Origin of the sequence: Paenibacillus thiaminolyticus (assembly GCF_007066085.1) — a bacterium.
In the GTDB taxonomy this organism is placed as follows: domain Bacteria; phylum Bacillota; class Bacilli; order Paenibacillales; family Paenibacillaceae; genus Paenibacillus_B; species Paenibacillus_B thiaminolyticus.
In genome coordinates, this window is record NZ_CP041405.1 from 5,748,121 (window position 1) to 5,770,617 (window position 22,497).

A 22,497-nucleotide genomic window follows, 5' to 3' on the forward strand; every position below is an offset into this window, starting at 1 on the left:
GCAATAACCCCATTATTCAGGAGGTGCTTTTGGTATGACAAATGCTAAACCAGCCAAAAAAATGACAAAACTATTGGTCGTTCTGCTCTCATTTTCTTTTCTTGTTTCCTTGTCCGGAATAAGTGCTCTGCTTCCAACGAAAGCTTATGCCGCAAACTCTCACGACGAAAACTTTTCACCGGAGACGCTTAAGTTCCTTCGTGCCAATACGGGGCTTGATGGCGAGCAGTGGGACAATATTATGAAGCTCATCAACAAACCTGAGCAGGACTCGCTCGATTGGACCAAGTACTATGGTTATTGTGAGGACATTGGCGATAACCGCGGCTATACGATCGGCATATTCGGAGCCACTACAGGGGGATCCAACGACAAACATCCGGATGGCCCGGCTTTGTTCAAGGAATTCGATGCTGCCAGCGGAGCGGCCAATCCTTCGGTGGAAGGCGGTCTGGCACGCATTGGCGTTAACGGGTCGATGAACGGTTCGATTTTAAAAATAAAGGATAGCGAAAAAGTGTTTTGCGGCAAAATCAATAAATTGCAAAACAATGACGCATGGAGAGAGGCAATCTGGCAAACCTTCTACAAAGTTTACATCAAATACAGCGTCCAACAAGCGCGTCAACGCGGCTTCAATTCCGCTCTGACCATCGGTTCCTTTGTCGATACGGCATTGAATCAGGGCGCTACAGGCGGTTCCGGAACGCTTGAAGGCGTTTTGTCCCGCTCAGGCAAAAGTAGCGACGAGAAGACATTTATGAAGAAATTTTATGCCGAGCGCACAAAAATCGTAGACACCAATGACTACAATCAGCCGCCAAATGGGAAGAACCGCGTGAAGCAATGGAGCCAGCTGTGGGATATGGGGAAGGCGGATCTCAAGAACGCCGACGACGCGATTATTAAAGTCACTAGTTGGAAAATGAAGTGAGTCATAATTCCCGCGTCCGCATTGCGTCGGACACGGGATTTTCTGCTGAACGCTTAAATTCGGTCTGTATTATTTAACGGTAACCGGAAGCATTAGCTGGTCGGCCCGCATCTTGCACTTCGACGAGATACCTCCAGCAGTCAGGCTGTGAGCCGTCAAGATCATAAAAACCATACTCTTGTGCGAGCTGGCCGCTTGACACAGACTGACCGTTCCATCGGGCAGCTTCCGGATCTCCAGCCAGCGCGGCAACGGCACGACCTACAAAGCGGGGCGATTCCGAGATGATGAAATGAGGCTCCTTCACCGCGGCGTCACGCCAGTTTTCTTCTGTAACACCATAGTGATCAAGCATGATTTCAGAACGCATCCAGCCCGGAGTGACTGCTACTGCGGTGCATTGATAGGGTGAAAGCTCATGGGCTAAAGACTGAGCCATACGAATGATCGACGTTTTGGCCAGATCGTAGAACAGGGATAAACGGTAGTTTTTCTCGTTGTATTCTGCCGTGCCGTCCGTTACCTCAATAACCAGCCCATTCTTATTGCGGATTAACAGAGGCAGTGCAAAGTGGCTTGTAATCAAATGCGTATCAACCGCAAGCTGGAGCATGCGAAGCCCGCGTTCCAGGGAGTGCTCCCACACGGGCACATTCCACTGTGTCAAATATTCTCCACCCCACACATCGTTGACCAGGATGTCCAGCCTCCCCTGTTCATCCTCAATGCGGGCGATTAGTGCCCGAACCTGATCGGGATCCAGATGATCCACCTGAACCGCAATTCCTCGGCCCCCCGCCTTACTTACTAGCTCAGCGGTTTCTTCGATCGTTTCAGGGCGATTGTACTCAGAGCGTTGAGATCGTGTCGTTCGTCCTGTCACATAAACCGTAGCCCCGGCCGCTCCTAATTCGATAGCAATTCCTCGACCGGCGCCGCGTGTTGCCCCTGCCACCACAGCCACTTTTCCATTTAGAGGTTTCATGAACGGGTACTCCTCTCCTTTCGTTGATCTACCACTCATTATAGACCTCAAATATGTCATCTTATGTCATATTAATAACGGCGAAGGTATCTGTTCCATCTTTTCAACTCCGCCGTCCGTTAGGTAAGCAAGAAAAAGTTGTACTGCGTGTCCGATTCAGGCATCGCTTATGGAGAGAGGCAGCGGGCTGCTTTTGCTGCTCCTTTCGGACTAAAATGGGTCTGGAGAACTAATTTAGAAGGTCCCGATTATTCCGATGACATCCTATGTAAAAAACAGGGTATGAAGGGGAATGGCGGAAACGAATAATGTGCCAGGAGATGAGGACTGGACGAATACGGCGCACCCCGAACAATTTTATGAAAAAGACGGAGGTTCTTTCATGCACGCAGGTTTTTGGAAACGATTTTTTGCAAATCTTATTGATAGCTTCATTATGTTTATTCTTGCTCGTCTTATTGTACTGATACTTGCCCTTCTCATAACATCATTAATGTTTGAGACTATTTTTATTCCACTTATAACTACGTTTGAACACAGAACGATGGAAATTTTAGTTGGCATTTTCTCTCTGACAATAGTCTGGGGAAGCGTGCTATGCGTCGTCTGGCTGTTTTACGCCATCATGGAATCCTCTCGCTTCCAAGGAACCCTCGGGAAGCTGGCCTTGGGAATTGCCGTAGTAGATGAACGCTTTGAGAAGGTGTCCTTCGGCCGGGCAAGCGCCAGGTATTGGAGCAAGTGCGTCTCGGTCGTGACGCTCTATATCGGATTTCTCATGGCGGGGTTTACGGAGAAGAAGCAAGCGCTTCATGATAAGATTGCCAATACCTATGTAGTCAACAAAAATAGAGCTCTACTGAGGGTCAAGAGCCGTAAGATGGTCTTGGCTCGGCCTGCTGACATATCGCAATAAGTATATGAACGTTCCTTCTGCTATACTAGAGCTACTAATTTTTTATCTGCTGCAACGATTGCCCTACACTTTGCGACAACATTCAAGGAGGAACGGTTCGATGATGTACATATGCCAGATTGAATTAAATGACATCACCCCGAAAATATGGCGTCAGTTTCAGTTTCATGCAGACGTCACGTTTGACCAGTTGCACAATATCATTCAAACTGTCATGGGCTGGGAAAATTATCATTTGTATGAGTTCCGGCTCGGTTCAACACGCATCAGCCTGCCGGACCCGAATTTACCGGATGAAGGAAGACAGCTCAATGCGCGAAAAGAGACGGTCGAACAGCATGTGAATCGGGAGAAGACGGCTTTTTCCTATTTGTATGATTTCGGCGACGGATGGGAACATACGATTACGGTGATGAGCATACAGACAGAGGAGTGCTTGCTCCCGCTCTGTCTGGAAGGAGAGCGCAGCTGTCCGCCGGAAGATGTGGGCGGTGTGCCGGGTTATTGTCATATGGCGGAGGCATTGTCAGACCCCAGACATGATCAGCATGCTATGTTCAAGGACTGGTTGACGGAAGGATACGATCCTGAGCATTTTTCCTGTGATGAGGTGAATGTGGAGTTGCGGGAGCAGGGCAGCAAGCTGGTTCCCCAATCACGCCGGAAGCAGCCGGTGAAGCTTACGAAGGCCGGCTTGAACAAGCATTTGAAGCAGTTGAGCCGGGAAGAGCTGATGGAGCTGGTAAAGGACGGCTATGGCGCGAGCAAAGATATGCAGCGTTTTCTCGCTGCCCGGTTGATCGGAAAAGAGGCGGTGGAGTCGCTTTTTCACGAATATCGGGATAAGATCAAGCAGGAGTTTTTCCCTGAACGCGGTCACGCGAAGCTGCGGCTTCAAGAAGCTAAGAACGCGATTGCCGAGTTCAAGAAATTGACCGGCAGCGTCAAGCATACGCTGGAGTTGAAGCTCGTCTATGTGGAACTATCCGTCTTGTTCTCGAATACGTATGGTGATATCGATGCACGGTTCTATGACCAGCTGATGTCGATGTATGAAGATGTCATCGATATCTTGAATGAACATGAGACCGCCGAGCTGTTCCATGAATATAAGGAGCGGATAGAGGCCGCGGCATGGAACGCAGCGGGCTTCGGCTGGGGCGTTCATGAAGTGATGATGGATCTGTATGACGACATAAGATGGAAATAATCGAAACAGGAAGCAAGACAGGGCCCGCCTCGCTCGTGAAGAGGGATACGGGCTTATTTGTGCGCGCGGACATCAGGCCGCATGGGATGCAATCGGGACATGACCGGCAGGTAAGGGGGCAATCAAGAAAGTGAATTGTTCTCAAGGAAATACCCTCCGGCATAGCGAATGTATCCACATGATAATGACCCGCCCACTCCCCGATAGGCAGCAACACGCCGTCCTCCCGCGCAATCACACGAAAGGAATGATTGGATGTCAATCTTGATTATTGTTGTAAAAAAGATAAGAGAGGACCAGAAAAACAATTAGTTTTTAGGATTAGAAGGAATCTGCCAAGTATTATTGTTAGGCTCCTCTCCTTCCGGTAGTAGATAAGCATGAGTTGTTGATTGTAGCACGGCTTAGTCTTCTTCCACCTTTATTCTTTGGATCTTGAAGTTTTTCTTCTTGATGTGCCTAATGATCATGAACAGCGCGACAGGTACCGCAATCAGGGATGTCACTAGCTCTCTAACTGAATCTTCCAGTCCAAGGTCCTTGATTGCAAGGGCGGTTATGAAGTAAAAGAGCAGATAAAAAAGTAGAAAACCGACAAGTAGATCAATGACTTGAAAAACCGAAAATAGCAATCCTTTTTGATTTAATTTTAGCGCGACGAGAGAAAACAGGGTGCTCAAAAAACAGCTGATGAAAGCTGACCACATGATGCTGTATTGACCTGTAGAATATATAATCCCATTACCTAAAAGTAAACCGAATGAAGAAAAAATAGTAATTAAACTTGGCTTTTCCAAAGCAGAGTGTTCCCCCTTGTTGAATTAACCACATTAATACTTATCGGCAAAGGAAGGGAATTTGTTACAGCCTGCAAATCTGCTCGTAGAGGAAAGGCCAAGACGGGACAACAGAAGGTAGACGCGGGAAAGGGCGGTGCGGGACGAACTGCGGGATGAGCGGCGGAACGAGTCGGGATACGCTGTAGGATGAGCTGGGATGAGCGGCGGAACCAGTGGGGATAGCTGCGGGATGAGCTGTGGGATAAGCTGTTGGATGCCGGTGGAAGCTGGCTAAGGCAGCGAATCCTGCATTTGTGCAGGAATTTACGCTGTTTAAGCCGCAATCTGATGCAATTCCTGCAAAAGTACATCATTTTTGCCCATTTTTACCTTTCGTTCATTGAAATGGCTTCAATTCCTGCAGTTTCGCAGCAATTTCGGCAGCGGCGGAAACGTCATAAAGGAAAGCTGTAGTTTCGCAGTATTGTCGGCAAGTCACCAAGTCGTGCTGCGAGAAGCGGGGCGGGGCTGTCTCCAAGCAGGTAAATCTGCTTATGGGACAGCCCCTTGTCGCGATCTGGGCAACGGAGCGGAGCTGCTGAATGCAAAAGGCACGCCTGGACGGATAGAGGACCAGAGGAATAAGCGGACCGATAGGTAATCGATGTCCGGGGCAGGGAAGGCCGAGCGAAGCGCGCACCCGCAGGGGAAGACGGCAGCCGCCGTTTCATTTTAGTTCATATATATAGCCGGCGGAGCGATGTCTACTTTTATTTTGCGCTGCTGTAATTGATCGATAAAGCTTTGCGGCGCGTCGGAATCCGTGATAATCATTTCAACGTCCCGGGCGCTTGCGAATGAAGATATCGAGCGCTTCCCAAGCTTCGTGTGATCCAGAAGCCCGACGACTTGAGAGGAAGCCTGTACCATGGCCCGCTTCAGGTCAACTTCATAGACGTTGAAATCCATCATTCCATCTTCCAATGTAAACCCGTGAGCGGAAGCATACATGGTATCAATATGGATCTGATTTAAAACGGAACTCCCCAACATGCCTTCCAGACCAACGGAACCGGCCCGGATGACACCGCCAACTACAATAACCGTGAAATTCGGATTTTCTTTCAGTTCGAGAGCCGCATAAATTCCATTGGTTACGACAGTAAGGCGGATCTGCCTGCTTTTGAGAGCTTTGGCCATCTCCAGCGCAGTAGAACTTGCATCGAGCAAAATACACTGACCGTCTTGCGGCAGCATGGCCGCTGTGCTTCCGATGGCCGATTTTTCTTCGTTATTTCGCTTCTCTCGTACGGCGAAGGCGATGTCAGTCTGCATTTCTTCTGCAATCATGGCGCCGCCATGGGTGCGTTGCAGCAAGCCTTCCTCTTCCATTAGTTGAAGATCACTTCGCAGCGTTGCCTCCGACACGCCAACGAGGCTCGACAATTCCTTCACCGTAGCGCGTTGCTTCTTTCTCAGGTATTCTAAAATTTTGCTTTTTCTTTCCGCAGGAAACATCTTCTCCAATTGAGATCACCTTTTCAAGGTTGTTGTATTCGCTTGTGCCCATCATAACAAACAAAGCCAAATTGTTCAAATAAAACTGCGCTAAAATGAAAATCGAAAACAAAAATAATCAATAAAAAATAAAATACGAAAATAATAACGAAAATAAAATTGACAAAACGAAAATAAATGATAGGATATGTGTAAATAAAACAAGAAATGAAGGTGAGGCTTCGGAAGAAAAGTTCAGGAAAACATGTCGATGTTCTGCAGCTTATTCTTATTTCTCGTCAATGAAAGTTGGACAACGGTTTCATTTCCAAGATCGGGGGAGTAGTCGTGAACAAAATGTTAAGAATGATGGGGCTCTGGTTGTTGGTGCTTGTCTTGTTCATGTCTGCCGCATGCTCTTCGGCGGGAGATAACGCAGGAACCACGACGGACAAGCCCCCTGAGGCCGGGCAGCGACCCTCTGGCACAGAGTTCAGTTGGAAGCAATTCGAAGGCCATGAGATTCAAGTGATGCTGAACCAGCATCCGTACGCCGAAGCGATCATACAGAGACTATCTGAATTTGAAGCCAAGACGGGCATCACCGTGAAGTATTCCGTTACGCCGGAGGAGAACTATTTCGACAAGCTCACGACGGCATTGAATTCCCGCAACGGCAACCCGGATGTCTTCATGACGGGATCCTACCAATTGTGGGAATACGCTCCGGCCGATTATGTTCAGCCCCTGGATGAATATGTGGAAGATAAGGAACTGACGGACCCGGACTACGATCTCGATGATATCTACAAGGGAATATTGGATGGCGTCCGCTGGGACCGGAAGCCGGGGCATCCTGTCGGAACAGGCAGCTTGTGGGCGCTGCCGCTCGGGTTCGAAGCGAGTGTTCTGCTGTATAACAAGAAAGCGCTTGCTCATCAAAATGTGAAGCCGCCCGCAACATTCGATGAATTGATCGACACCGCCTCGCAATTGAACGGTTGGAACGGAGAAGGCTCATATGGCATCGCTGTCCGGGGAACACGGTCCTGGGCCACGATTCATCCCGGCTATATGACCGCATTCAGCCTGAACGGCGCGCAAGACTTCGCGGTTGAATCCGGGAAGCTGGTGTCCAGGCTGGACAGTCCCGAATCGATTGAGGTAACGAAGAAATTTGCGGAATTGGTGAACAAAGCCGGGCCAAAGGATTGGACGAACTATACATGGTATCAAGTGTCCACCGATATCGGGGCGGGGAAAGCAGCCATGGCATTTGACGCGGATATTTTCGGTATATTCCAGGGCCAGGAAGGCGCATCCGCGGAATCAGGCAATATCGCGTTCGCCCCGCCGCCCGCCATGAAGATCGGGCAGGATGTGGGGTCGAATGAATGGATCTGGTCCATTGCCATGAACAGTTCCTCGAAGCGGAAGGAGGCGGCATGGCTCTTCATGCAGTATTTCTCCGGCAAAGAACATACACTGTGGGGCGCGACCCAGGCGAGCGTCGTCAATCCGGTCCGTCAATCCGTATGGGATAATCCGGAATTCATTGATCGTCTTTCTATATTCGAAGGTTATGAGGACACGTTCAAGACCATTATTGATCACACATCGATTAAATTTACGCCGCAACCGGAATTTTTCAACACGACGACCGAATGGGCGGCTGCGCTTCAGGATATCGTCACGGGGCAAGCGCCGGCGGAAGAGCGGATGAAGAAGCTGGCTGAAGACATCAATAAGCGCGTAGCGAGGATTCGAACGGCAGAGTAAGCGGAGGGCCTCAGATCAGAGGGAACATCAACTGTCTTGCTTCTGATGTCTTAATGAAAGGAGGGCTCTCATGAGCTCGGTCGACAAGTATCGGGAGGCCCCTGCGGTGCCGCATGCCGATTCGGCAGAACGCAACAACGCTGCCGATGCGATCAACGTACCATGGAGAAGAAAGGCGCGCCCGTATCTCATTCTGGCGCCGGCGCTGCTTCTGACCATCGGCATACTCATCCCTTTTTTTACTTCCGTGTATTATTCGCTGACGAATTATTCTTTTAAATACCCGGATGCTTCCTTCGTAGGATTGGAGAACTGGACGAGAATGTTCCGTGATCCGTCGTTCTGGCACAGCGTATCGGTGACCGGGCAGTATGCGTTTTTTGCCACCGCGATTGAAATGCTTCTTGGACTGGCGATTGCGCTGATGTTGAATCGGGACAATATGTTGTCGCGGGCGTTGCGGATGGTTCTTATCTTCCCGTTAATGATTGCGCCGGTCGTGGCCACGCTCATCTGGCAGCTGATGACGAACTCTTCCGTAGGCGTGATCAGCCGCTGGCTCCGTGCCATTGGAGTGACCGATTTTTTGTGGGGGGCCGATCCGGCTACAGCCATGTTCTCTGTCGTCTTGATTGACGTATGGGTATATACGCCGTTCGTTATCATTCTCGTATTGGCAGGTCTTCGTTCCTTGCCCAAGGCGCCATTTGAGTCAGCGATGATAGACGGAGGTTCAGCGTGGTTCACCTTCAAGACATTGACATTGCCGATGATTAAGCCACTGCTCTTCATTGCGCTGTTGTTCCGCATGATGATATCGCTTCAGGAGTTCTCGATTATTTTCGCCTTAACCCGAGGCGGACCCGGCGATACGCTCATGACGCTGCCGCTTGCGGCTTACAATGAAGCGTTTATCTATAAGGAAATGGGGAGTTCCCTGCCTTATATGGTGATTCTATGGATCTTCGTCTATGTGGCGAGCCATTACATGATCCGTTATTGGAGCCGCGCGCAGCAACGGGCCTCTGGCAATTAGGAGGGTGACGATGGTAGTAACAAATAAACTGACAAGCTTGTTGAAAAATGTAGCGCTCGTTCTCTATGCGGCATTTGCCCTGTTCCCCTTGTTGTGGATGCTGCTGATCTCGTTCAAGTTCGATCGGGAAATGTACGATACCGTCTTCGTGTTTACGCCCACATTGGAAAATTACCGGATGCTTTTTTCAACGGGGGAGTACCTGGGTTACTTCGTGAATAACGTAATCGTCAGCGTAGGGGCGGTGCTGCTGTCCATCGCCGTCGGCGTACCGGCGGCATACGCTCTGGCGCGATTCGATTTCAGAGGCAAGGAGAATTTGGCTTTCACTTTTTTGTCCTTCCGCTTCGCGCCTGAACTGTTGGTCATTCTGCCGCTGTTCCTTATTTATCAGAAAATAGGACTGTATGATTCGTATTTCGGATTGATATGGGTGTATCAACTCATCTCGCTTCCGTTCATCATCTGGATTCTCAGAGGGTATTTCGAGGATATCTCGCCCGAGATCGAGCATGCGGGGAGAGTGGACGGGTATTCTTGGGGGCATGTGTTCATGAAGATCATGATGCCGCTAGTCAAGCCGGGGATGGTAGCTGCTGGACTCCTGTCATTCATTTTTGTCTGGAATAACTTCACATTCGCGTTGCTTCTCGCGGGCCAAGGAATCGTCACTTCGACGGTCGCTTCATTAAAGTATATTTCTTCGGATACGGTTCACTACGGACAAATGGCGGCCGCCGTTACCTTGTCCGCATTGCCTGAGGTGATTCTGGCGCTGCTCATTCAGAAGCATCTGGTTCGCGGGTTGAGCATGGGAGCCGTCAAGGGATAGGAAGCTTGCGAGGAGGGAAACGGATGGCGGATATTTCACTAGCAAATATTACGATGAATTATAAAGGGAAGGCGGCTTTGAACAATGTATCGCTTGAGGTGAAGGATAAAGAGTTCTTTGTCGTATTCGGCCCGGCCGGAGCAGGCAAGACGACATTATTAAATGTGATCGCCGGGATTGTCTTGCCGAGCGAAGGGGTGGTCCGCATGAACGGCAACGTTATTAATGCGATGGAGCCGGAAGAACGCAATGTAGCCATGGTATTCGAGAACTATGCATTGTATCCGCACTTGACGGTGTTCGATAATATGGCTTCTCCCTTGCGCAGCCCCACATACCGCGAGCCGGATAGCGTCATCCTGGAGGAGGTTCGGCGCGTGGCGCGTATTCTGCGCATCGACGGGCTGCTGGAGAGGCTTCCGTCGGAGCTGTCGAACGGTCAACAGCAGCGGGTGTCGTTGGGACGGGCCCTGGTAAGGAAGCCGGAGGTGTTCTTGATGGACGAGCCGTTGACGCATCTGGACGCCAAGCTGCGCCATCAGATGCGGGCCGAGTTCAAGGAGATGCAGCAAAGCTTGAATACAACCACCATTTACGTAACGCATGACTATCTCGAAGCGCTTAGTCTGGGCGATCGGATAGCGGTCATTCATCAGGGCCGAATCGAACAAGTCGGCAAGCCTGATGATATCTATTACCGGCCGGCCACGGAATATGTAGCGGAGGCATTCGGCGAGCCGGAGATCAATCTGTTCGATGCGGATATTATACGGAGACCCGAAGCTGCTTATCTGAATCTCCTGGGGGACAGCGGCCACTTCTCCGTTCCGGGTGACGTGTTAGAGCGGATAGATCAGGCGGGTTGCCCGGCTGTCCGCGTAGGCTTCCGCCCCAGAGATATCTCCTATTCCTTCGAAGAAGATCCGGAAGGATCGCTTGAAGCCCGAATCTACAGCTTCGAACCTCTAGGTGCCAAGGCGATACTCACCGTGGAACGGAACGGCCGGCAGATTCGACTGACAGCCCCGGCGGATCTGGAATGTTCGATGGATGAGCCGATCTATCTGACATTCAACACAGCGGAGGCTCTGTTCTTCGATTCCAGTACGAGACGCTTCCTGGGACGCTCTGGCGAGAAAGGGGACCGTAAGGATGGCGGAGCTCATCATTAAAGATTTGTGCAAGGCGTACACCAAAAATAAAAAGCAGGTGCACGCGGTCCGAGCGCTCAATCTCATCTGCCGCGACGGAGAATTTATTGCCCTCCTCGGTCCGTCAGGCTGCGGCAAATCAACGACATTACGTATGATTGCAGGCTTGGAGAACATCTCGTCGGGGGACATTATGATCGGAGGCAAGTCGGTCAGCCGACTGCATCCAAGCAGGCGCAATGTCGGTCTGGCGTTCGAAAATTATGCGTTATATCCGCCATTGACCATTTACGAGAATATTGCCTTTAATCTGCGGGCCCGCAAAATACCGGATAGTCAAATCAAGCAGGAGGTTAGCCAGATCGCGGAGCTGCTCCATATTACGGAGCTCCTGCCCATGAAGCCATCCGCATTATCCGGCGGCCAGAAGCAGCGGGTCAATATCGCCAGGGCCATCGTCAGACGTCCCGGAGTACTGCTGCTGGACGAGCCATTATCTCATCTCGACGGCAAGATGCGTCAGACGATGCGGACGGAAATCAAGCGGCTGCATACCGAAATGAAGACAACGAGCATCATTGTCACTCACGATCAGTCGGAGGCGATGGCCTTGGCTGATCGGATCGCCATTATTAATGAGGGCGTGCTTCAGCAGTACGGCACCCCGCTGGAAGTATACAACCACCCCGTCAACGAATTTGTTGCCGGATTTATCGGGGAGCCGCCGATGAACTTGTTCCATGTGAAGACGGTGCAGTCGCAGGATAGGCTTCAATTCCAGATCGAAGATTCGGAGCTGGTCTTTCCTGTTCCTGACAAGTACATCCAGCGGGTGAGAGCGTCCGAGACCTATCGCCTCGGTATTCGTCCGACAGATATCTACCCGGTTGACGGGAACTCTCCTTGCACGTTGTCAGCCCGTGTAAGCATCTTCGAGCATCTGGGCGAGGAGAACCGCATTCATATCCGCATTCACGAGCAACTGCTCAGTCTGATTACCATGCAGGATACCGTGTACCGGCCAGGGGACGAGATCCGGCTGTTATTCCGGGAGGATCGCATGCATCTGTTCGATCCGCAATCGGGTAACCGGATCTGAAGCGGGTCTTTTGACGGCGGATCATTCGAATCTAAGGGGGAGAACCATGATGACGAACGAATGGGTTCAGACGTTGGAAGGGAAAGCCATCATTCCGAAGACCATGAGAGCCATTGTCGCTTATGCGCCTGGCGATTATCGGCTGGAAGAAGTGCCGGTTCCCGAGATCGGAGAAGGCGAGATTCTGCTCAAAGTAGAAGGCTGCGGGATATGCGCGGGGGATCTGAAGGCATTTGAAGGGGCTCCGAGCTTCTGGGGGGACGAGACTCAGCCCGCTTACATCAAAGCGCCGATGATACCAGGGCATGAATTCATTGGCCATGTGGCAGCGCTTGGACCCGGGGTAGAGGGGTTCGCCATTGGCAACAGAGTCATATCCGAACAGATCGTGCCTTGCTGGAAGTGCCGCTTCTGTAATCGGGGGCAGTATTGGATGTGCGAGAAGCATGACTTGTACGGCTTCCAGAACAATGTGAATGGCGGCATGGCCGAATATATGAAGCTCCCGAAGGAAGCGATCAATTACAAGGTGCCTGCCAATCTTCCTTTGGAGAAGGCGATTCTGATCGAACCTTTTGCCTGCTCGTACCATGCGGTGCAGCGCGCACAGATTCAGTTGGGGGATATCGTCGTGTTGGCCGGAGCCGGAACGCTTGGGTTAGGAATGATCGGCGCGATTAAGCAATCGGGTCCGGGGAAGCTGATCGTTCTTGATTTGTTCGAGGAGCGGCTGCGATTGGCCAAGCAGTTCGGGGCCGATCTCGTGTTGAATCCGAGCAAGGACGATGTTGCGTACATCGTTAAGGAACTGACCGGCGGGTATGGCTGTGATATCTATATTGAAGCGACCGGCGCCCAAAAGTCGGTAGAGCAAGGGCTTGCCCTGATTCGCAAGCTTGGCCGCTTCGTGGAATTCAGCGTGTTCACTGACCCCGTAACCGTAGATTGGAGCATTATCAGCGATCGCAAAGAACTGGATGTGCTCGGTTCGCATCTGGGGCCGTACTGCTACGAGCCTGTCATTAAGGGCATTGCCAGCGGGGAGCTTCCCACGGAGGGCATCGTCACGCATCAACTGCCGCTGGACCAGTTCAAGCGCGGATTCCAGCTGGTGAAGAGCGGATCACAATCGTTGAAAGTCGTACTTATCCCCTAGTCAGCGAAGAAAGCCGAATTCCCATCATGAATCCTGAACAGAAAGGAACATGGCCATGAAAATCGGATTAGGTTCTGACCATAATGCGTATGTGATGAAAGAAGAGATCAAGGCGTATGTGCAAACGCTCGGTTACGAAGTGCATGATTACGGCTGCAGTTCCTGCACGGAGGTGGATTACCCGGACGTTGCCTTCCGGGTTGCCGGCGATATCCTCTCCAACAAGATCGCCAGAGGAATCTTGATATGCGGGACAGGTATCGGCGTGGCTATCGCCGCAGGCAAAGTCCCGGGTATTCGCGCTGCCTTGTGTCATGACACTTATTCAGCGGAACGGGCACAGAAGAGTAACGATGCGCAGATCATGACGATGGGCGCGAAGGTGATCGGCGTTGAGCTGGCCAAGCAGATCGTCAAAGTATATCTGCAAGCGGAGTTTACCGGCGGCAATTCGGCGAGAAAGGTTCAGCAGATTAATGATAAAGAGCAGGATTTCTTGAAAGGGGCTGCATACCATTGAAGAAATTGATTAATGCTCCGAATGATGTCGTGGAGGAAATGATAGCAGGCTTCGCAGCGGCTCATCCGCAACATGTTCGACGGCTTCCGGAACATAATCGTTCGCTCGTCACGGCGAAGGATACCGCGGAAGGCAAGGTTGGCATACTCATTGGCGGGGGAGCCGGCCATGAACCTGCATTCATGGGCTATGTTGGGGCCGGGATGGCGGATGGCGTGGCGGTAGGCAATATTTTTGCTTCTCCGCCGCCCGATCCGATTCTGGAGGCGACCAAGGCGATTGATAAAGGTGAAGGGGTCGTATTTATTTACGGGAACTATGCGGGCGATGTGATGAACTTCGGCATGGCGGCGGAATTGGCCGCCCTCGATTACGGTATTCCGGTGGGGGTGGTGATCGTAACGGATGATGTCGCCTCCGCCCCGGCGGAAGAACGCGATAATCGCCGCGGCATTGCGGGGGAGTTCTTGGTGACGAAGGTGGCAGGGGCTGCTGCGGCACAAGGATATTCATTGAGTGAAGTCGTCCGCGTGTCGAATAAGGCGAATGCACGGACTCGAAGCATGGGAGTGGGTCTGACTCCGTGTTCCTTGCCCCAGACGGGACAGCCCAGCTTCGAGCTGGAAGCGGATGAGATGGAGATTGGCCTTGGCCATCACGGGGAACCGGGAATCGAGAAAGGGCCGCTGCAGACGGCCGATCGGGTAGCTGAACGTCTCGTGCATGATATTTTGGCGGATATGCCGCTCGAGCCAGGATCCCGGACTGCCGTTCTTGTGAATGGACTTGGTTCAACGACGCGAATGGAGTTGTATATTGTGTTCCGGAGAGTCGAGCAATTGATGTCGGACAGAGGAATTATCATTCATCGTTCTTACGTAGGCGAGTACAGCACATCTCTGGAGATGGGAGGGTGTTCGGTTACCGTGTTGCATCTGGATGATGAGCTGGAAGAGTTGATCGATTACCCTGCCGACTGCCCCATGTATGTGCAGAAGTGAGGAGGCTCGGTCATGAACATGACAGCGGATGATCTGAAGATGTATTTGACCCATGTTATCGCTGTAATAGAAGAGAATAAAGATTACTTATCCGAGTTAGATCGGAAGCTGGGCGACGGCGATCATGGGGTAACCATGTCGATCGGTTGGCAGGCCATCGGCGAACAATTGCGCGGTGCATTGAAGGACGAACAGGATTGCGCCAAGATTTGTACCGTTGCGGGACGCGCGTTCCTCTCCGCGGCAGGTTCTTCCGTGGGACCGCTCTATGCTATGGGGTTTCTGCGGGGCGCGAAGGCCATCCAGAACGTTGCGGTGCTGCGTAACGAGGATCTGGTGCGTTTTTGGGTTGCTTTCATGGAAGGAATCAAGGAGCGAGGGAAGGCGGAGATCGGCGACAAGACGATGATCGATACGCTGGAGCCAGCGGTCACCGTGCTCCAGATTCGTTACCGGATGACGGGCGAGTTCAGGGTTGCATTCGCCGACGCGGTAGCGGCGGGCAGACGCGGGATGGAGGCGACCAAGGATATAATGTCGAGAAAAGGAAGGTCGAGCCGGCTTGGGGAGCGTTCCCTGGGTATTCAAGATCCGGGAGCAACATCCGCTTTTCTGATTCTTCGCGCGTTCCTGGACACGATAAATGCCCAGGTCGAATCGTAAGCGGTTATTCCCATACGTGAGGGAGTGTGTATCATGATAACGAATGCGGAACGCAATGATGTGGCAGGCCAAATGCACATGGATTTTCTAGCGGTTACACAACAGGCAGCCATCGCCGCCTACCCCTGGATAGGCAAGGGATGCAAGCAGGAAGCAGACGAAGCGGGCACGACAGCGATGAGGGAGAACATGAACCGGATCGGCATGTGCGGACGGATCGTGATCGGCGAAGGGGAGATGGACGAGGCGCCGATGCTCTATATTGGGGAACTGCTTGGCACTGGGCAAGGGCCTCGAGTCGATATTGCCGTAGATCCTGTCGAAGGCACAAGCTTGATGGCGACGGGGCAAGACAACGCCATTGCCGTCATCGCCGCGTCTTCCGAAGGCAGTCTGCTCCATGCTCCCGATATGTATATGAAGAAATTGGCGGTGGGGCCGCAGGCGGCAGGCCGCATTCATTTGGACTGGCCCATGTCGGAGAATGTGCTCTCCGTAGCCGATGCTCTTGGCAAAAAGGTGTCCGATGTCACGGTCATGATTCAAGACCGTCCCAGACATAAGCAGTTGATTCGCGATGTGTTGGATACAGGAGCCAGAGTCCGCTTATTTTCCGATGGCGATGTGACAGGCGCCATTGCGACAGCGATTGAAGAATACAATGTGGACATGCTGGCGGGAACGGGAGGAGCGCCGGAAGGTGTGCTTGCCGCTGTGGCGTTGAGATGCCTCGGAGGTGATATTCAGGCTCAACTCCTTCCGCAGCATGACGGAGAGTATGAGCGATGTATACAGATGGGGCTGCCTCAACCCGGCACAATCCTGACTCTCGACGATATGGTACAATCGGACGACTGTCTGTTCGTTGCTACAGGCATTACGGATGGCATGCTTTTGCAAGGGGTGCGACAGAGGAACGGAACCGCGCTAACTCATTCTTTTATCGCTTACGGGGGCAGCTATGCGAAGTTCCAGTTCATTGAATCCTATCATTAAGCCGGATGCGGCCTCGCGATTCACAGAGATCACAGACCGGTAAGGAGGAGGAGCGTGTGCGACAGAGAGGAATAGACATTGACGAGCGGTGCGTGAACACGATTCGAACAATATCGATTGATGCGATCGAGAAGGCGGGATCGGGACATCCCGGCATGCCGATGGGGGCGGCCCCGATGGCTTATACGCTGTGGAGCAGGTTCATGAGCGTCAGTCCTGCGAATCCGGGATGGTGGAATCGGGATCGCTTCATTTTATCCGCTGGACATGGTTCGATGCTCTTATACAGTATGTTGCATTTATTCGGCTATGACTTATCCCTGGAGGAAGTAAGACAGTTCCGCCAATGGGGAAGCAGGACGCCCGGGCACCCCGAATATGGACATACCCCTGGAGTGGAGGCGACAACGGGACCTCTGGGCCAAGGCATTGCGATGGCAGTGGGCATGGCCATGACTGAGCGGCATCTGGCGGCTGTGTACAATCGGGACGGATTTCCGGTCATTGAACACGATACGTACAGCATCTGCGGAGATGGCGATCTGATGGAGGGCGTGGCGGCGGAAGCGGCTTCGCTGGCTGGACACCTGAAGCTAGGCCGACTTATTGTCATGTATGACTCCAACGATATATCGCTGGACGGCGAACTCTCGAAGTCGTTCACCGAGGATGTGGCGGCCCGCTTCCGTGCCTGCGGCTGGCAGGTGATTCGGGTCGATGACGGGAACGATCTCGAAGCGATTGCCCAAGCTCTGGCCGAAGCCAGAGCCAACGCGGAGCAGCCATCATTAATCGAGGTGAAGACGGTTATTGGCTACGGATCGCCTAATAAGGGAGGCAAGTCGGATGCGCATGGCGCCCCTTTAGGGCCGGATGAGGTCAGGTTGGTCAAGCAGCAGTATGACTGGCCTGCAGATGCCGAGTTTTATATTCCAGAAGAGGTGAAGGCCCATTTCCTTGAGCTGCAATTGAAGGGAGAACGCGCGGAACGGCAATGGAACGAGCTGTTCGTCCGATATGCGAATGCGTATCCGTCCCTCGCGGCACAGCTGCAATTGGCGATGGATGGTGACCTGCCGCCGGAGTGGGATTCCTTGGTTCCGGTGTATCGTGCAGGGGAAGACAAGCTGGCGACGCGCGCTTCCGGAAGCGAGACGCTGCAAGCACTGGCCAGCCGCGTTCCTCAGCTCCTGGGCGGATCCGCCGACCTGGCTTCGTCGAACAAGACGTTGCTGCAAGGCGAGGCGGACTTCAGCCCGACAGACTACAGCGGCCGCAACATCTGGTTCGGCGTGCGCGAATTTGCAATGGGCGCCGCGTTGAATGGCATGGCTTTACATGGCGGCGTCAAAGTGTTCGGAGCTACGTTCTTCGTCTTCTCCGATTACTTGCGCCCGGCGATTCGCTTGTCCGCGCTCATGAAGCTGCCTGTCGTGTATGTGTTCACCCACGACAGTATCGCGGTCGGCGAAGATGGGCCGACTCACGAACCGATCGAGCACCTGGCTTCCTTGCGTGCCATGCCGGATCTGTCTGTCTACCGTCCTGCGGATGGCAATGAGACGGCTGCCGCTTGGAAGCTGGCGCTGAGCAGCAAGAATCGTCCCTCTGTGCTCGTGCTTACACGGCAGGAGTTGCCTACGGTCGTTGATCAAGCGACTGCCGATGAAGGAGTAAGGCGCGGAGCTTACATCGTGGCTCAAGCGGCGGGGGAGCCTCACGGCCTATTATTGGCTTCGGGTTCCGAGGTGAGTCTGGCGCTTGATGCCCGGAAGGCGTTGGCGGCCAGAGGATGGCAGGTGGCGGTCGTCAGCATGCCGAGTTGGGACCGATTCGAGCAGCAACCGGACGATTACAAAGAAACGGTGCTGCCCGCCCAGGTCACGGCTCGGCTGGCAATAGAAATGGGCAGTTCCTTGGGCTGGAGCCGCTATACCGGTCTCGAGGGGAGCGTGCTCGCTATCGATCGATTCGGCGCATCGGCTCCTGCAGGCCGATTACTTCAGGAATATGGATTTACCGTCGATAATGTGGTGTCCGAATTCGAGAAGCTGCTTCCAAAAAGCGTCCCGGATCTTTGACCATACGGGCATTTTTATCAAGATGAATGAGTACGTAATAGAAAGACGAGGGTCTAGCGTAAATTGCACCTTCGTCTTTTTTTTGGTATGACATAGTTGAGAGATGTACGGATTGGGTATTCATATTCACGGCATTCATGGGAGATGAGAGAATGCACGTCGAGGAGGGAGCAGGGATGCATTTTTATCCGCTCGGAGATGCCGCGGTCGTGGTGGAATTCGATACGGTCATCGGACCGGCATCTCATGAACAAGTCCGATTGTTGTCGCTATATCTCGATCATCATCCGATCCCTGGAATGATCGAATATGTCCCCGCTTTTACCACGGTGACGGTATTTTACGATCCAGTGGCGATGCGATATGCAGAGGCGCAAGCGAAGCTGGAGCGGGCCGTAGCGCAGACGGCAGAGATGCGGTTGGACAAGCAAGTGCGCACCGTCGAAATTCCGGTATGCTACGGCGGCGCATTCGGTCCCGATCTGGACGATGTCGCCGCGCATAACCGGTTGACGGCCGACGAGGTTGTGCGCATTCACAGCAGCGCCGAGTACCTGGTATATATGATCGGGTTTGCACCTGGATTTCCATATCTCGGCGGTATGCCGGAGCGGATTGCCACGCCGAGGCGCTCTTCCCCGCGTCTGGCGATTCCGGCGGGATCGGTCGGGATTGCCGGGATGCAGACGGGGGTCTATCCCATTGTCACGCCAGGCGGCTGGCAGTTGATCGGCCGGACGCCGGTTCCGTTATTTCGCCTGGACATAACCCCTCCGACCTTGCTAAGGGCGGGGGATACGATACGCTTCGTCCCGATATCCGAGAAGGAATACGAGGGCTGGGAGGGGGACGCGATATGAGCATCCGGGTTGAGACGGCAGGCCTGCTTACGACGGTACAGGATAGCGGACGCTTCGGATTCCAGAAATACGGCGTGCTGGCGAGCGGCGCCATGGATACGGTGGCGCTCAGACTGGCCAATCTTCTGGCTGGCAATCAGGAAGGGGCTGCGGCTCTGGAGATTACGCTATTAGGGCCCAAGCTTGTATTTGACAAGGCGGCCGTCATTGCCCTGGCGGGCGGGAATTTGTCCCCGGCCGTGGACGGTGTGTCCCTTCCGCTATGGCGGCCAGTCTATATACCTGCCGGCAAGACGCTCACCTTCGGCAGGGCGGTGTCCGGCTGCCGGATCTATCTTGCGGTCGCAGGCGGGATTCATGTCCCGGAGGTGATGGGCAGCCGCAGCACGTATTTGCGGGCCGGTATGGGCGGGTTCTGCGGACGGGCGCTTCAGGCGGGGGATGTGCTGGAGACGGGAGCGTCTATGTTATGGCGGGGCATGGCTTCGGACGAAGCCGTCGTGCTCCCGTGGGGGGCCAGTCATGAGCTTCGGCCGCCATATCAGGACGATCCGGTGCTGCGCGTGGTGAGAGGGCCGGAATATTATCGTTTCGATGAAGAGAGCAGACGGAAGCTCTGGACGGAGCGATTCCGCGTCACGCCTCAATCTGACCGGATGGGATACCGGCTGGAAGGCGTGCCGTTGGCATTGACAGAACCGCTGGACATGGTCTCGTCAGCCGTTGGCGCGGGCACGATTCAGGTGCCGCCGGAAGGCAACCCGATCGTGCTGCTGGCCGACCGGCAGACGGCAGGCGGATATCCGCGCATCGCGCATGTGATTAGCGTCGATTTACCGCTCATTGCCCAGGTGAAGCCGGGTGGGCAGATACGGTTCGAAGAGGTTGCTCTGGAGGAAGCACAGGAGTTATATGTGATGCGGGAGCACAGCATCGCTCAATTCAGGCAGGGACTGGCCCTGCAAGCCCGTTAGGAGGGATTCGCATGTATAAGATAGACATCAACTGCGATATGGGAGAAAGCTTCGGCGCCTATCGGATGGGAACGGATGAGGAGATTTTGCCGTTCGTCACCTCGGCGAATATTGCCTGCGGCTTCCATGCCGGCGATCCGTCGGTCATGAGGAAGACGGTGGCCGCGGCGCTTGCGCACGGGGCCGCCATCGGGGCGCATCCGGGATTGCCTGATCTGGCGGGCTTCGGCCGCCGCAATCTCGATATCACTCCGGAGGAAGCCTATGGCATTATCGTGTATCAGGTTGGCGCTTTATCCGGATTCGTCAAGGCGACAGGCGGGAACATGCGGCATGTCAAGCCGCACGGCGCCCTGTACAACATGGCTGCCGCCCGTCGGCCGTTGGCTGATGCAATCGCTCGCGCGATCTATGACATTGACCCGAAGCTCATCCTGTTCGGCCTGTCGGGCAGCGAATTGGTCCGGGCGGGGGAGGCCATAGGGCTTCGAACTGCGCATGAAGTATTTGCCGACCGGACGTACCAGGCGGACGGTTCATTGACCTCGCGCCGGGAAGCCCATGCGTTGATTACGGACACAGAGCAAGCGGTGCAGCAGGTTGTTCGCATGGTGCGGGAAGGCGTAGTCCGCTCTATGCAGGGCCATGACGTGGCGATACAGGCCGATACGGTCTGCATTCACGGCGACGGCGCTCATGCGCTGGCCTTTGCCCGCAGCCTTCGGGAGCGGTTGGAAGAGGCGGAGATTGCGGTTCAGCCTGTGAAGTAGAGAAGAAGCATAGTTGGATTGGGGGAGTTGCGGTGACCTCGTTCGAACGGGTGGAGCCTTGGGACAGGAGTCCTTTTCCGATCCTGGCGGCATGGTTCGAGGATGAGGAAGCGAGTGCGGGAACGAATGGACGGGATATTTCGGGTCGAAATGGTTCGGTAACACGTTGAGCAATGACGTTGAGCAATGAAACCCTGTACGATGTGAATGAATGCACGAAGTGATGGAGCGTTGCATATACGGACTCAACAAGCACTATATTATGAAACTGCAAAATGTGGTAACTTATAGATATAGATTTAACGATAGAGAAGCCCCTCATGTTCTAGTGCGAATGTATAGTGCACATGAATTTCCCGGGGGATTCGCACCATAGAATTTCTATATTTTAGGCAAAGTCCATTTTATGGTTTGTTGTAAAGTGAGAAATGACCTTCTTTAAATTGATTCTATAGCTAATTTGATTTGTTTACTCATAAGAAGAGCGAAAAATGATTGGAACAATCATTTTTCGCTGTCGCATCCTACGCGGATGCGTGGATTGAAATCCTTTCGGGAATACGATCCTTCCCCCTGCAGCTGCGTCGCATCCTACGCGGATGCGTGGATTGAAATGGTCATGTATCTTTTTTCGATGATCAACCTTTCGTCGCATCCTACGCGGATGCGTGGATTGAAATCTAGTGTTTATGATTACAGTGCGAGGAGGAAGAGGTCGCATCCTACGCGGATGCGTGGATTGAAATGATCATAACTTCCTGTGCTGTTTGGCTCATTTTGGTCGCATCCTACGCGGATGCGTGGATTGAAATATATAAACAACTCGCAAACAAGACCGCGTTGTTGTCGCATCCTACGCGGATGCGTGGATTGAAATGATAATGATAAAGCCTTGGAGTAATCCGGGGCTTGTCGCATCCTACGCGGATGCGTGGATTGAAATATCAACGTGGACATCGGGACCGGCCAAAACCATTGTCGCATCCTACGCGGATGCGTGGATTGAAATAAGATGGTCGGTTGGAAAAATAAAAGGGGGGTCGGGTCGCATCCTACGCGGATGCGTGGATTGAAATCTTGCCTTGTTTGTGATAGTAGCCATCCAGCAGGTCGCATCCTACGCGGATGCGTGGATTGAAATCTGCTTGAAGCTGACATATCCTTTCCCGCAGAGCCGTCGCATCCTACGCGGATGCGTGGATTGAAATGAAGTATGCCGAACGTTATAAAATTCTCCAGGAGTCGCATCCTACGCGGA

20 protein-coding genes and 1 CRISPR repeat array (1 of these 21 only partly in view) are annotated in these 22,497 nt (G+C 53.0%); of the genes, 17 read left to right on the plus strand and 3 right to left on the minus strand.

Annotation, left to right across the window (positions count from 1 at the left end; translation table 11 throughout):
* Positions 1-34: 34 nt before the first annotated feature.
* A complete protein-coding gene (locus FLT43_RS25340; RefSeq protein WP_087442015.1) occupies positions 35-934 on the plus strand; it encodes a chitosanase in 900 nt (299 codons plus the stop codon).
* A 73-nt stretch (positions 935-1,007) separates the two neighbouring features.
* Here FLT43_RS25340 and FLT43_RS25345 read toward each other — a convergent pair whose 3' ends face one another.
* Positions 1,008-1,919 carry an SDR family oxidoreductase gene (locus FLT43_RS25345; RefSeq protein ID WP_087442016.1) on the minus strand — a complete coding sequence of 304 codons (912 nt, stop codon included), beginning with the start codon at positions 1,917-1,919 and terminating at the stop codon, positions 1,008-1,010.
* Positions 1,920-2,211: 292 nt separating this feature from the next.
* Between FLT43_RS25345 and FLT43_RS25350 the strand changes: the two genes are divergently transcribed.
* Both FLT43_RS25350 and FLT43_RS25355 read left to right on the plus strand, forming a co-directional pair.
* The gene (locus FLT43_RS25350; RefSeq protein WP_244194150.1) at positions 2,212-2,835 is read left to right on the plus strand and encodes an RDD family protein; all 624 of its coding nucleotides are present in this window, start codon (positions 2,212-2,214) and stop codon (positions 2,833-2,835) included.
* 100 nt (positions 2,836-2,935) lie between these two features.
* Positions 2,936-4,045: a DUF6155 family protein gene (locus FLT43_RS25355; protein ID WP_087442017.1), complete on the plus strand. Its 1,110-nt coding sequence runs from the start codon at positions 2,936-2,938 to the stop codon at positions 4,043-4,045.
* A gap of 404 nt (positions 4,046-4,449) precedes the next feature.
* Here FLT43_RS25355 and FLT43_RS25360 read toward each other — a convergent pair whose 3' ends face one another.
* Both FLT43_RS25360 and FLT43_RS25365 read right to left on the minus strand, forming a co-directional pair.
* Positions 4,450-4,842, minus strand: coding sequence for a hypothetical protein (locus FLT43_RS25360; protein WP_087442018.1), 393 nt, complete (start codon positions 4,840-4,842; stop codon positions 4,450-4,452).
* A 714-nt stretch (positions 4,843-5,556) separates the two neighbouring features.
* Positions 5,557-6,342, minus strand: coding sequence for a DeoR/GlpR family DNA-binding transcription regulator (locus FLT43_RS25365; RefSeq protein WP_087442209.1), 786 nt, complete (start codon positions 6,340-6,342; stop codon positions 5,557-5,559).
* 336 nt (positions 6,343-6,678) lie between these two features.
* Between FLT43_RS25365 and FLT43_RS25370 the strand changes: the two genes are divergently transcribed.
* The 14 genes from FLT43_RS25370 to pxpA all read left to right on the plus strand — a co-directional run bounded on the left by FLT43_RS25370 (position 6,679) and on the right by pxpA (position 21,239).
* On the plus strand, positions 6,679-8,100 hold the full coding sequence (locus FLT43_RS25370) for an ABC transporter substrate-binding protein (protein ID WP_244194159.1): 1,422 nt from the start codon (positions 6,679-6,681) through the stop codon (positions 8,098-8,100).
* Between the two features lie 70 nt (positions 8,101-8,170).
* A complete protein-coding gene (locus FLT43_RS25375) occupies positions 8,171-9,136 on the plus strand; it encodes a carbohydrate ABC transporter permease (protein ID WP_087442020.1) in 966 nt (321 codons plus the stop codon).
* Positions 9,137-9,146: 10 nt separating this feature from the next.
* The gene (locus FLT43_RS25380) at positions 9,147-9,968 is read left to right on the plus strand and encodes a carbohydrate ABC transporter permease (protein ID WP_087442021.1); all 822 of its coding nucleotides are present in this window, start codon (positions 9,147-9,149) and stop codon (positions 9,966-9,968) included.
* A gap of 23 nt (positions 9,969-9,991) precedes the next feature.
* Complete coding sequence (locus FLT43_RS25385; protein ID WP_087442022.1) at positions 9,992-11,140, plus strand: ABC transporter ATP-binding protein; 1,149 nt, start codon at positions 9,992-9,994, stop codon at positions 11,138-11,140.
* The gene (locus FLT43_RS25390; protein WP_087442023.1) at positions 11,121-12,218 is read left to right on the plus strand and encodes an ABC transporter ATP-binding protein; all 1,098 of its coding nucleotides are present in this window, start codon (positions 11,121-11,123) and stop codon (positions 12,216-12,218) included. The genes FLT43_RS25385 and FLT43_RS25390 overlap by 20 nt, the downstream gene beginning before the upstream one ends.
* Positions 12,219-12,267: 49 nt before the next feature.
* On the plus strand, positions 12,268-13,374 hold the full coding sequence (locus tag FLT43_RS25395) for an MDR/zinc-dependent alcohol dehydrogenase-like family protein (RefSeq protein WP_087442210.1): 1,107 nt from the start codon (positions 12,268-12,270) through the stop codon (positions 13,372-13,374).
* A gap of 55 nt (positions 13,375-13,429) precedes the next feature.
* On the plus strand, positions 13,430-13,894 hold the full coding sequence (rpiB, locus tag FLT43_RS25400; protein ID WP_087442024.1) for a ribose 5-phosphate isomerase B: 465 nt from the start codon (positions 13,430-13,432) through the stop codon (positions 13,892-13,894).
* Positions 13,891-14,895 (plus strand): dihydroxyacetone kinase subunit DhaK, encoded by a 1,005-nt coding sequence (locus tag FLT43_RS25405; protein ID WP_087442025.1) that lies wholly within the window; start codon positions 13,891-13,893, stop codon positions 14,893-14,895. Before rpiB ends, FLT43_RS25405 begins: the two co-directional genes overlap by 4 nt.
* A gap of 12 nt (positions 14,896-14,907) precedes the next feature.
* Positions 14,908-15,558: a dihydroxyacetone kinase subunit DhaL gene (dhaL, locus tag FLT43_RS25410; protein WP_087442026.1), complete on the plus strand. Its 651-nt coding sequence runs from the start codon at positions 14,908-14,910 to the stop codon at positions 15,556-15,558.
* Between the two features lie 33 nt (positions 15,559-15,591).
* Positions 15,592-16,554, plus strand: a complete 963-nt coding sequence (gene glpX / locus FLT43_RS25415) for a class II fructose-bisphosphatase (RefSeq protein ID WP_087442027.1) — start codon at positions 15,592-15,594, stop codon at positions 16,552-16,554.
* Between the two features lie 56 nt (positions 16,555-16,610).
* Positions 16,611-18,635 carry a transketolase gene (gene tkt / locus FLT43_RS25420; protein ID WP_244194151.1) on the plus strand — a complete coding sequence of 675 codons (2,025 nt, stop codon included), beginning with the start codon at positions 16,611-16,613 and terminating at the stop codon, positions 18,633-18,635.
* A gap of 152 nt (positions 18,636-18,787) precedes the next feature.
* Entirely contained in the window at positions 18,788-19,495 is a 708-nt protein-coding gene (pxpB, locus tag FLT43_RS25425) for a 5-oxoprolinase subunit PxpB (protein ID WP_164776323.1), read from the plus strand.
* Positions 19,492-20,469 carry a 5-oxoprolinase subunit C family protein gene (locus FLT43_RS25430; protein WP_087442030.1) on the plus strand — a complete coding sequence of 326 codons (978 nt, stop codon included), beginning with the start codon at positions 19,492-19,494 and terminating at the stop codon, positions 20,467-20,469. Before pxpB ends, FLT43_RS25430 begins: the two co-directional genes overlap by 4 nt.
* A gap of 11 nt (positions 20,470-20,480) precedes the next feature.
* Positions 20,481-21,239, plus strand: a complete 759-nt coding sequence (pxpA, locus tag FLT43_RS25435) for a 5-oxoprolinase subunit PxpA (RefSeq protein ID WP_087442031.1) — start codon at positions 20,481-20,483, stop codon at positions 21,237-21,239.
* A 516-nt stretch (positions 21,240-21,755) separates the two neighbouring features.
* Positions 21,756-22,497: a CRISPR direct-repeat array (repeat unit 32 nt; unit sequence GTCGCATCCTACGCGGATGCGTGGATTGAAAT) (it continues 945 nt past the right edge of the window).

Coding starts and splice junctions, on each gene's coding strand:
- FLT43_RS25380 (WP_087442021.1), top strand. CDS start 9,147: ATGGTAGTAACAAATAAACTGACAAGCTTGTTGAAAAATGTAGCGCTC.
- FLT43_RS25370 (WP_244194159.1), top strand. CDS start 6,679: ATGTTAAGAATGATGGGGCTCTGGTTGTTGGTGCTTGTCTTGTTCATG.
- pxpA (WP_087442031.1), top strand. CDS start 20,481: ATGTATAAGATAGACATCAACTGCGATATGGGAGAAAGCTTCGGCGCC.
- FLT43_RS25355 (WP_087442017.1), top strand. CDS start 2,936: ATGATGTACATATGCCAGATTGAATTAAATGACATCACCCCGAAAATA.
- FLT43_RS25390 (WP_087442023.1), top strand. CDS start 11,121: ATGGCGGAGCTCATCATTAAAGATTTGTGCAAGGCGTACACCAAAAAT.
- glpX (WP_087442027.1), top strand. CDS start 15,592: ATGATAACGAATGCGGAACGCAATGATGTGGCAGGCCAAATGCACATG.
- rpiB (WP_087442024.1), top strand. CDS start 13,430: ATGAAAATCGGATTAGGTTCTGACCATAATGCGTATGTGATGAAAGAA.
- FLT43_RS25395 (WP_087442210.1), top strand. CDS start 12,268: ATGACGAACGAATGGGTTCAGACGTTGGAAGGGAAAGCCATCATTCCG.
- FLT43_RS25350 (WP_244194150.1), top strand. CDS start 2,212: ATGGCGGAAACGAATAATGTGCCAGGAGATGAGGACTGGACGAATACG.
- FLT43_RS25375 (WP_087442020.1), top strand. CDS start 8,171: ATGAGCTCGGTCGACAAGTATCGGGAGGCCCCTGCGGTGCCGCATGCC.
- FLT43_RS25340 (WP_087442015.1), top strand. CDS start 35: ATGACAAATGCTAAACCAGCCAAAAAAATGACAAAACTATTGGTCGTT.
- FLT43_RS25365 (WP_087442209.1), bottom strand. CDS start 6,342: ATGTTTCCTGCGGAAAGAAAAAGCAAAATTTTAGAATACCTGAGAAAG.
- FLT43_RS25345 (WP_087442016.1), bottom strand. CDS start 1,919: ATGAAACCTCTAAATGGAAAAGTGGCTGTGGTGGCAGGGGCAACACGC.
- pxpB (WP_164776323.1), top strand. CDS start 18,788: ATGCACGTCGAGGAGGGAGCAGGGATGCATTTTTATCCGCTCGGAGAT.
- FLT43_RS25385 (WP_087442022.1), top strand. CDS start 9,992: ATGGCGGATATTTCACTAGCAAATATTACGATGAATTATAAAGGGAAG.
- FLT43_RS25430 (WP_087442030.1), top strand. CDS start 19,492: ATGAGCATCCGGGTTGAGACGGCAGGCCTGCTTACGACGGTACAGGAT.
- dhaL (WP_087442026.1), top strand. CDS start 14,908: ATGAACATGACAGCGGATGATCTGAAGATGTATTTGACCCATGTTATC.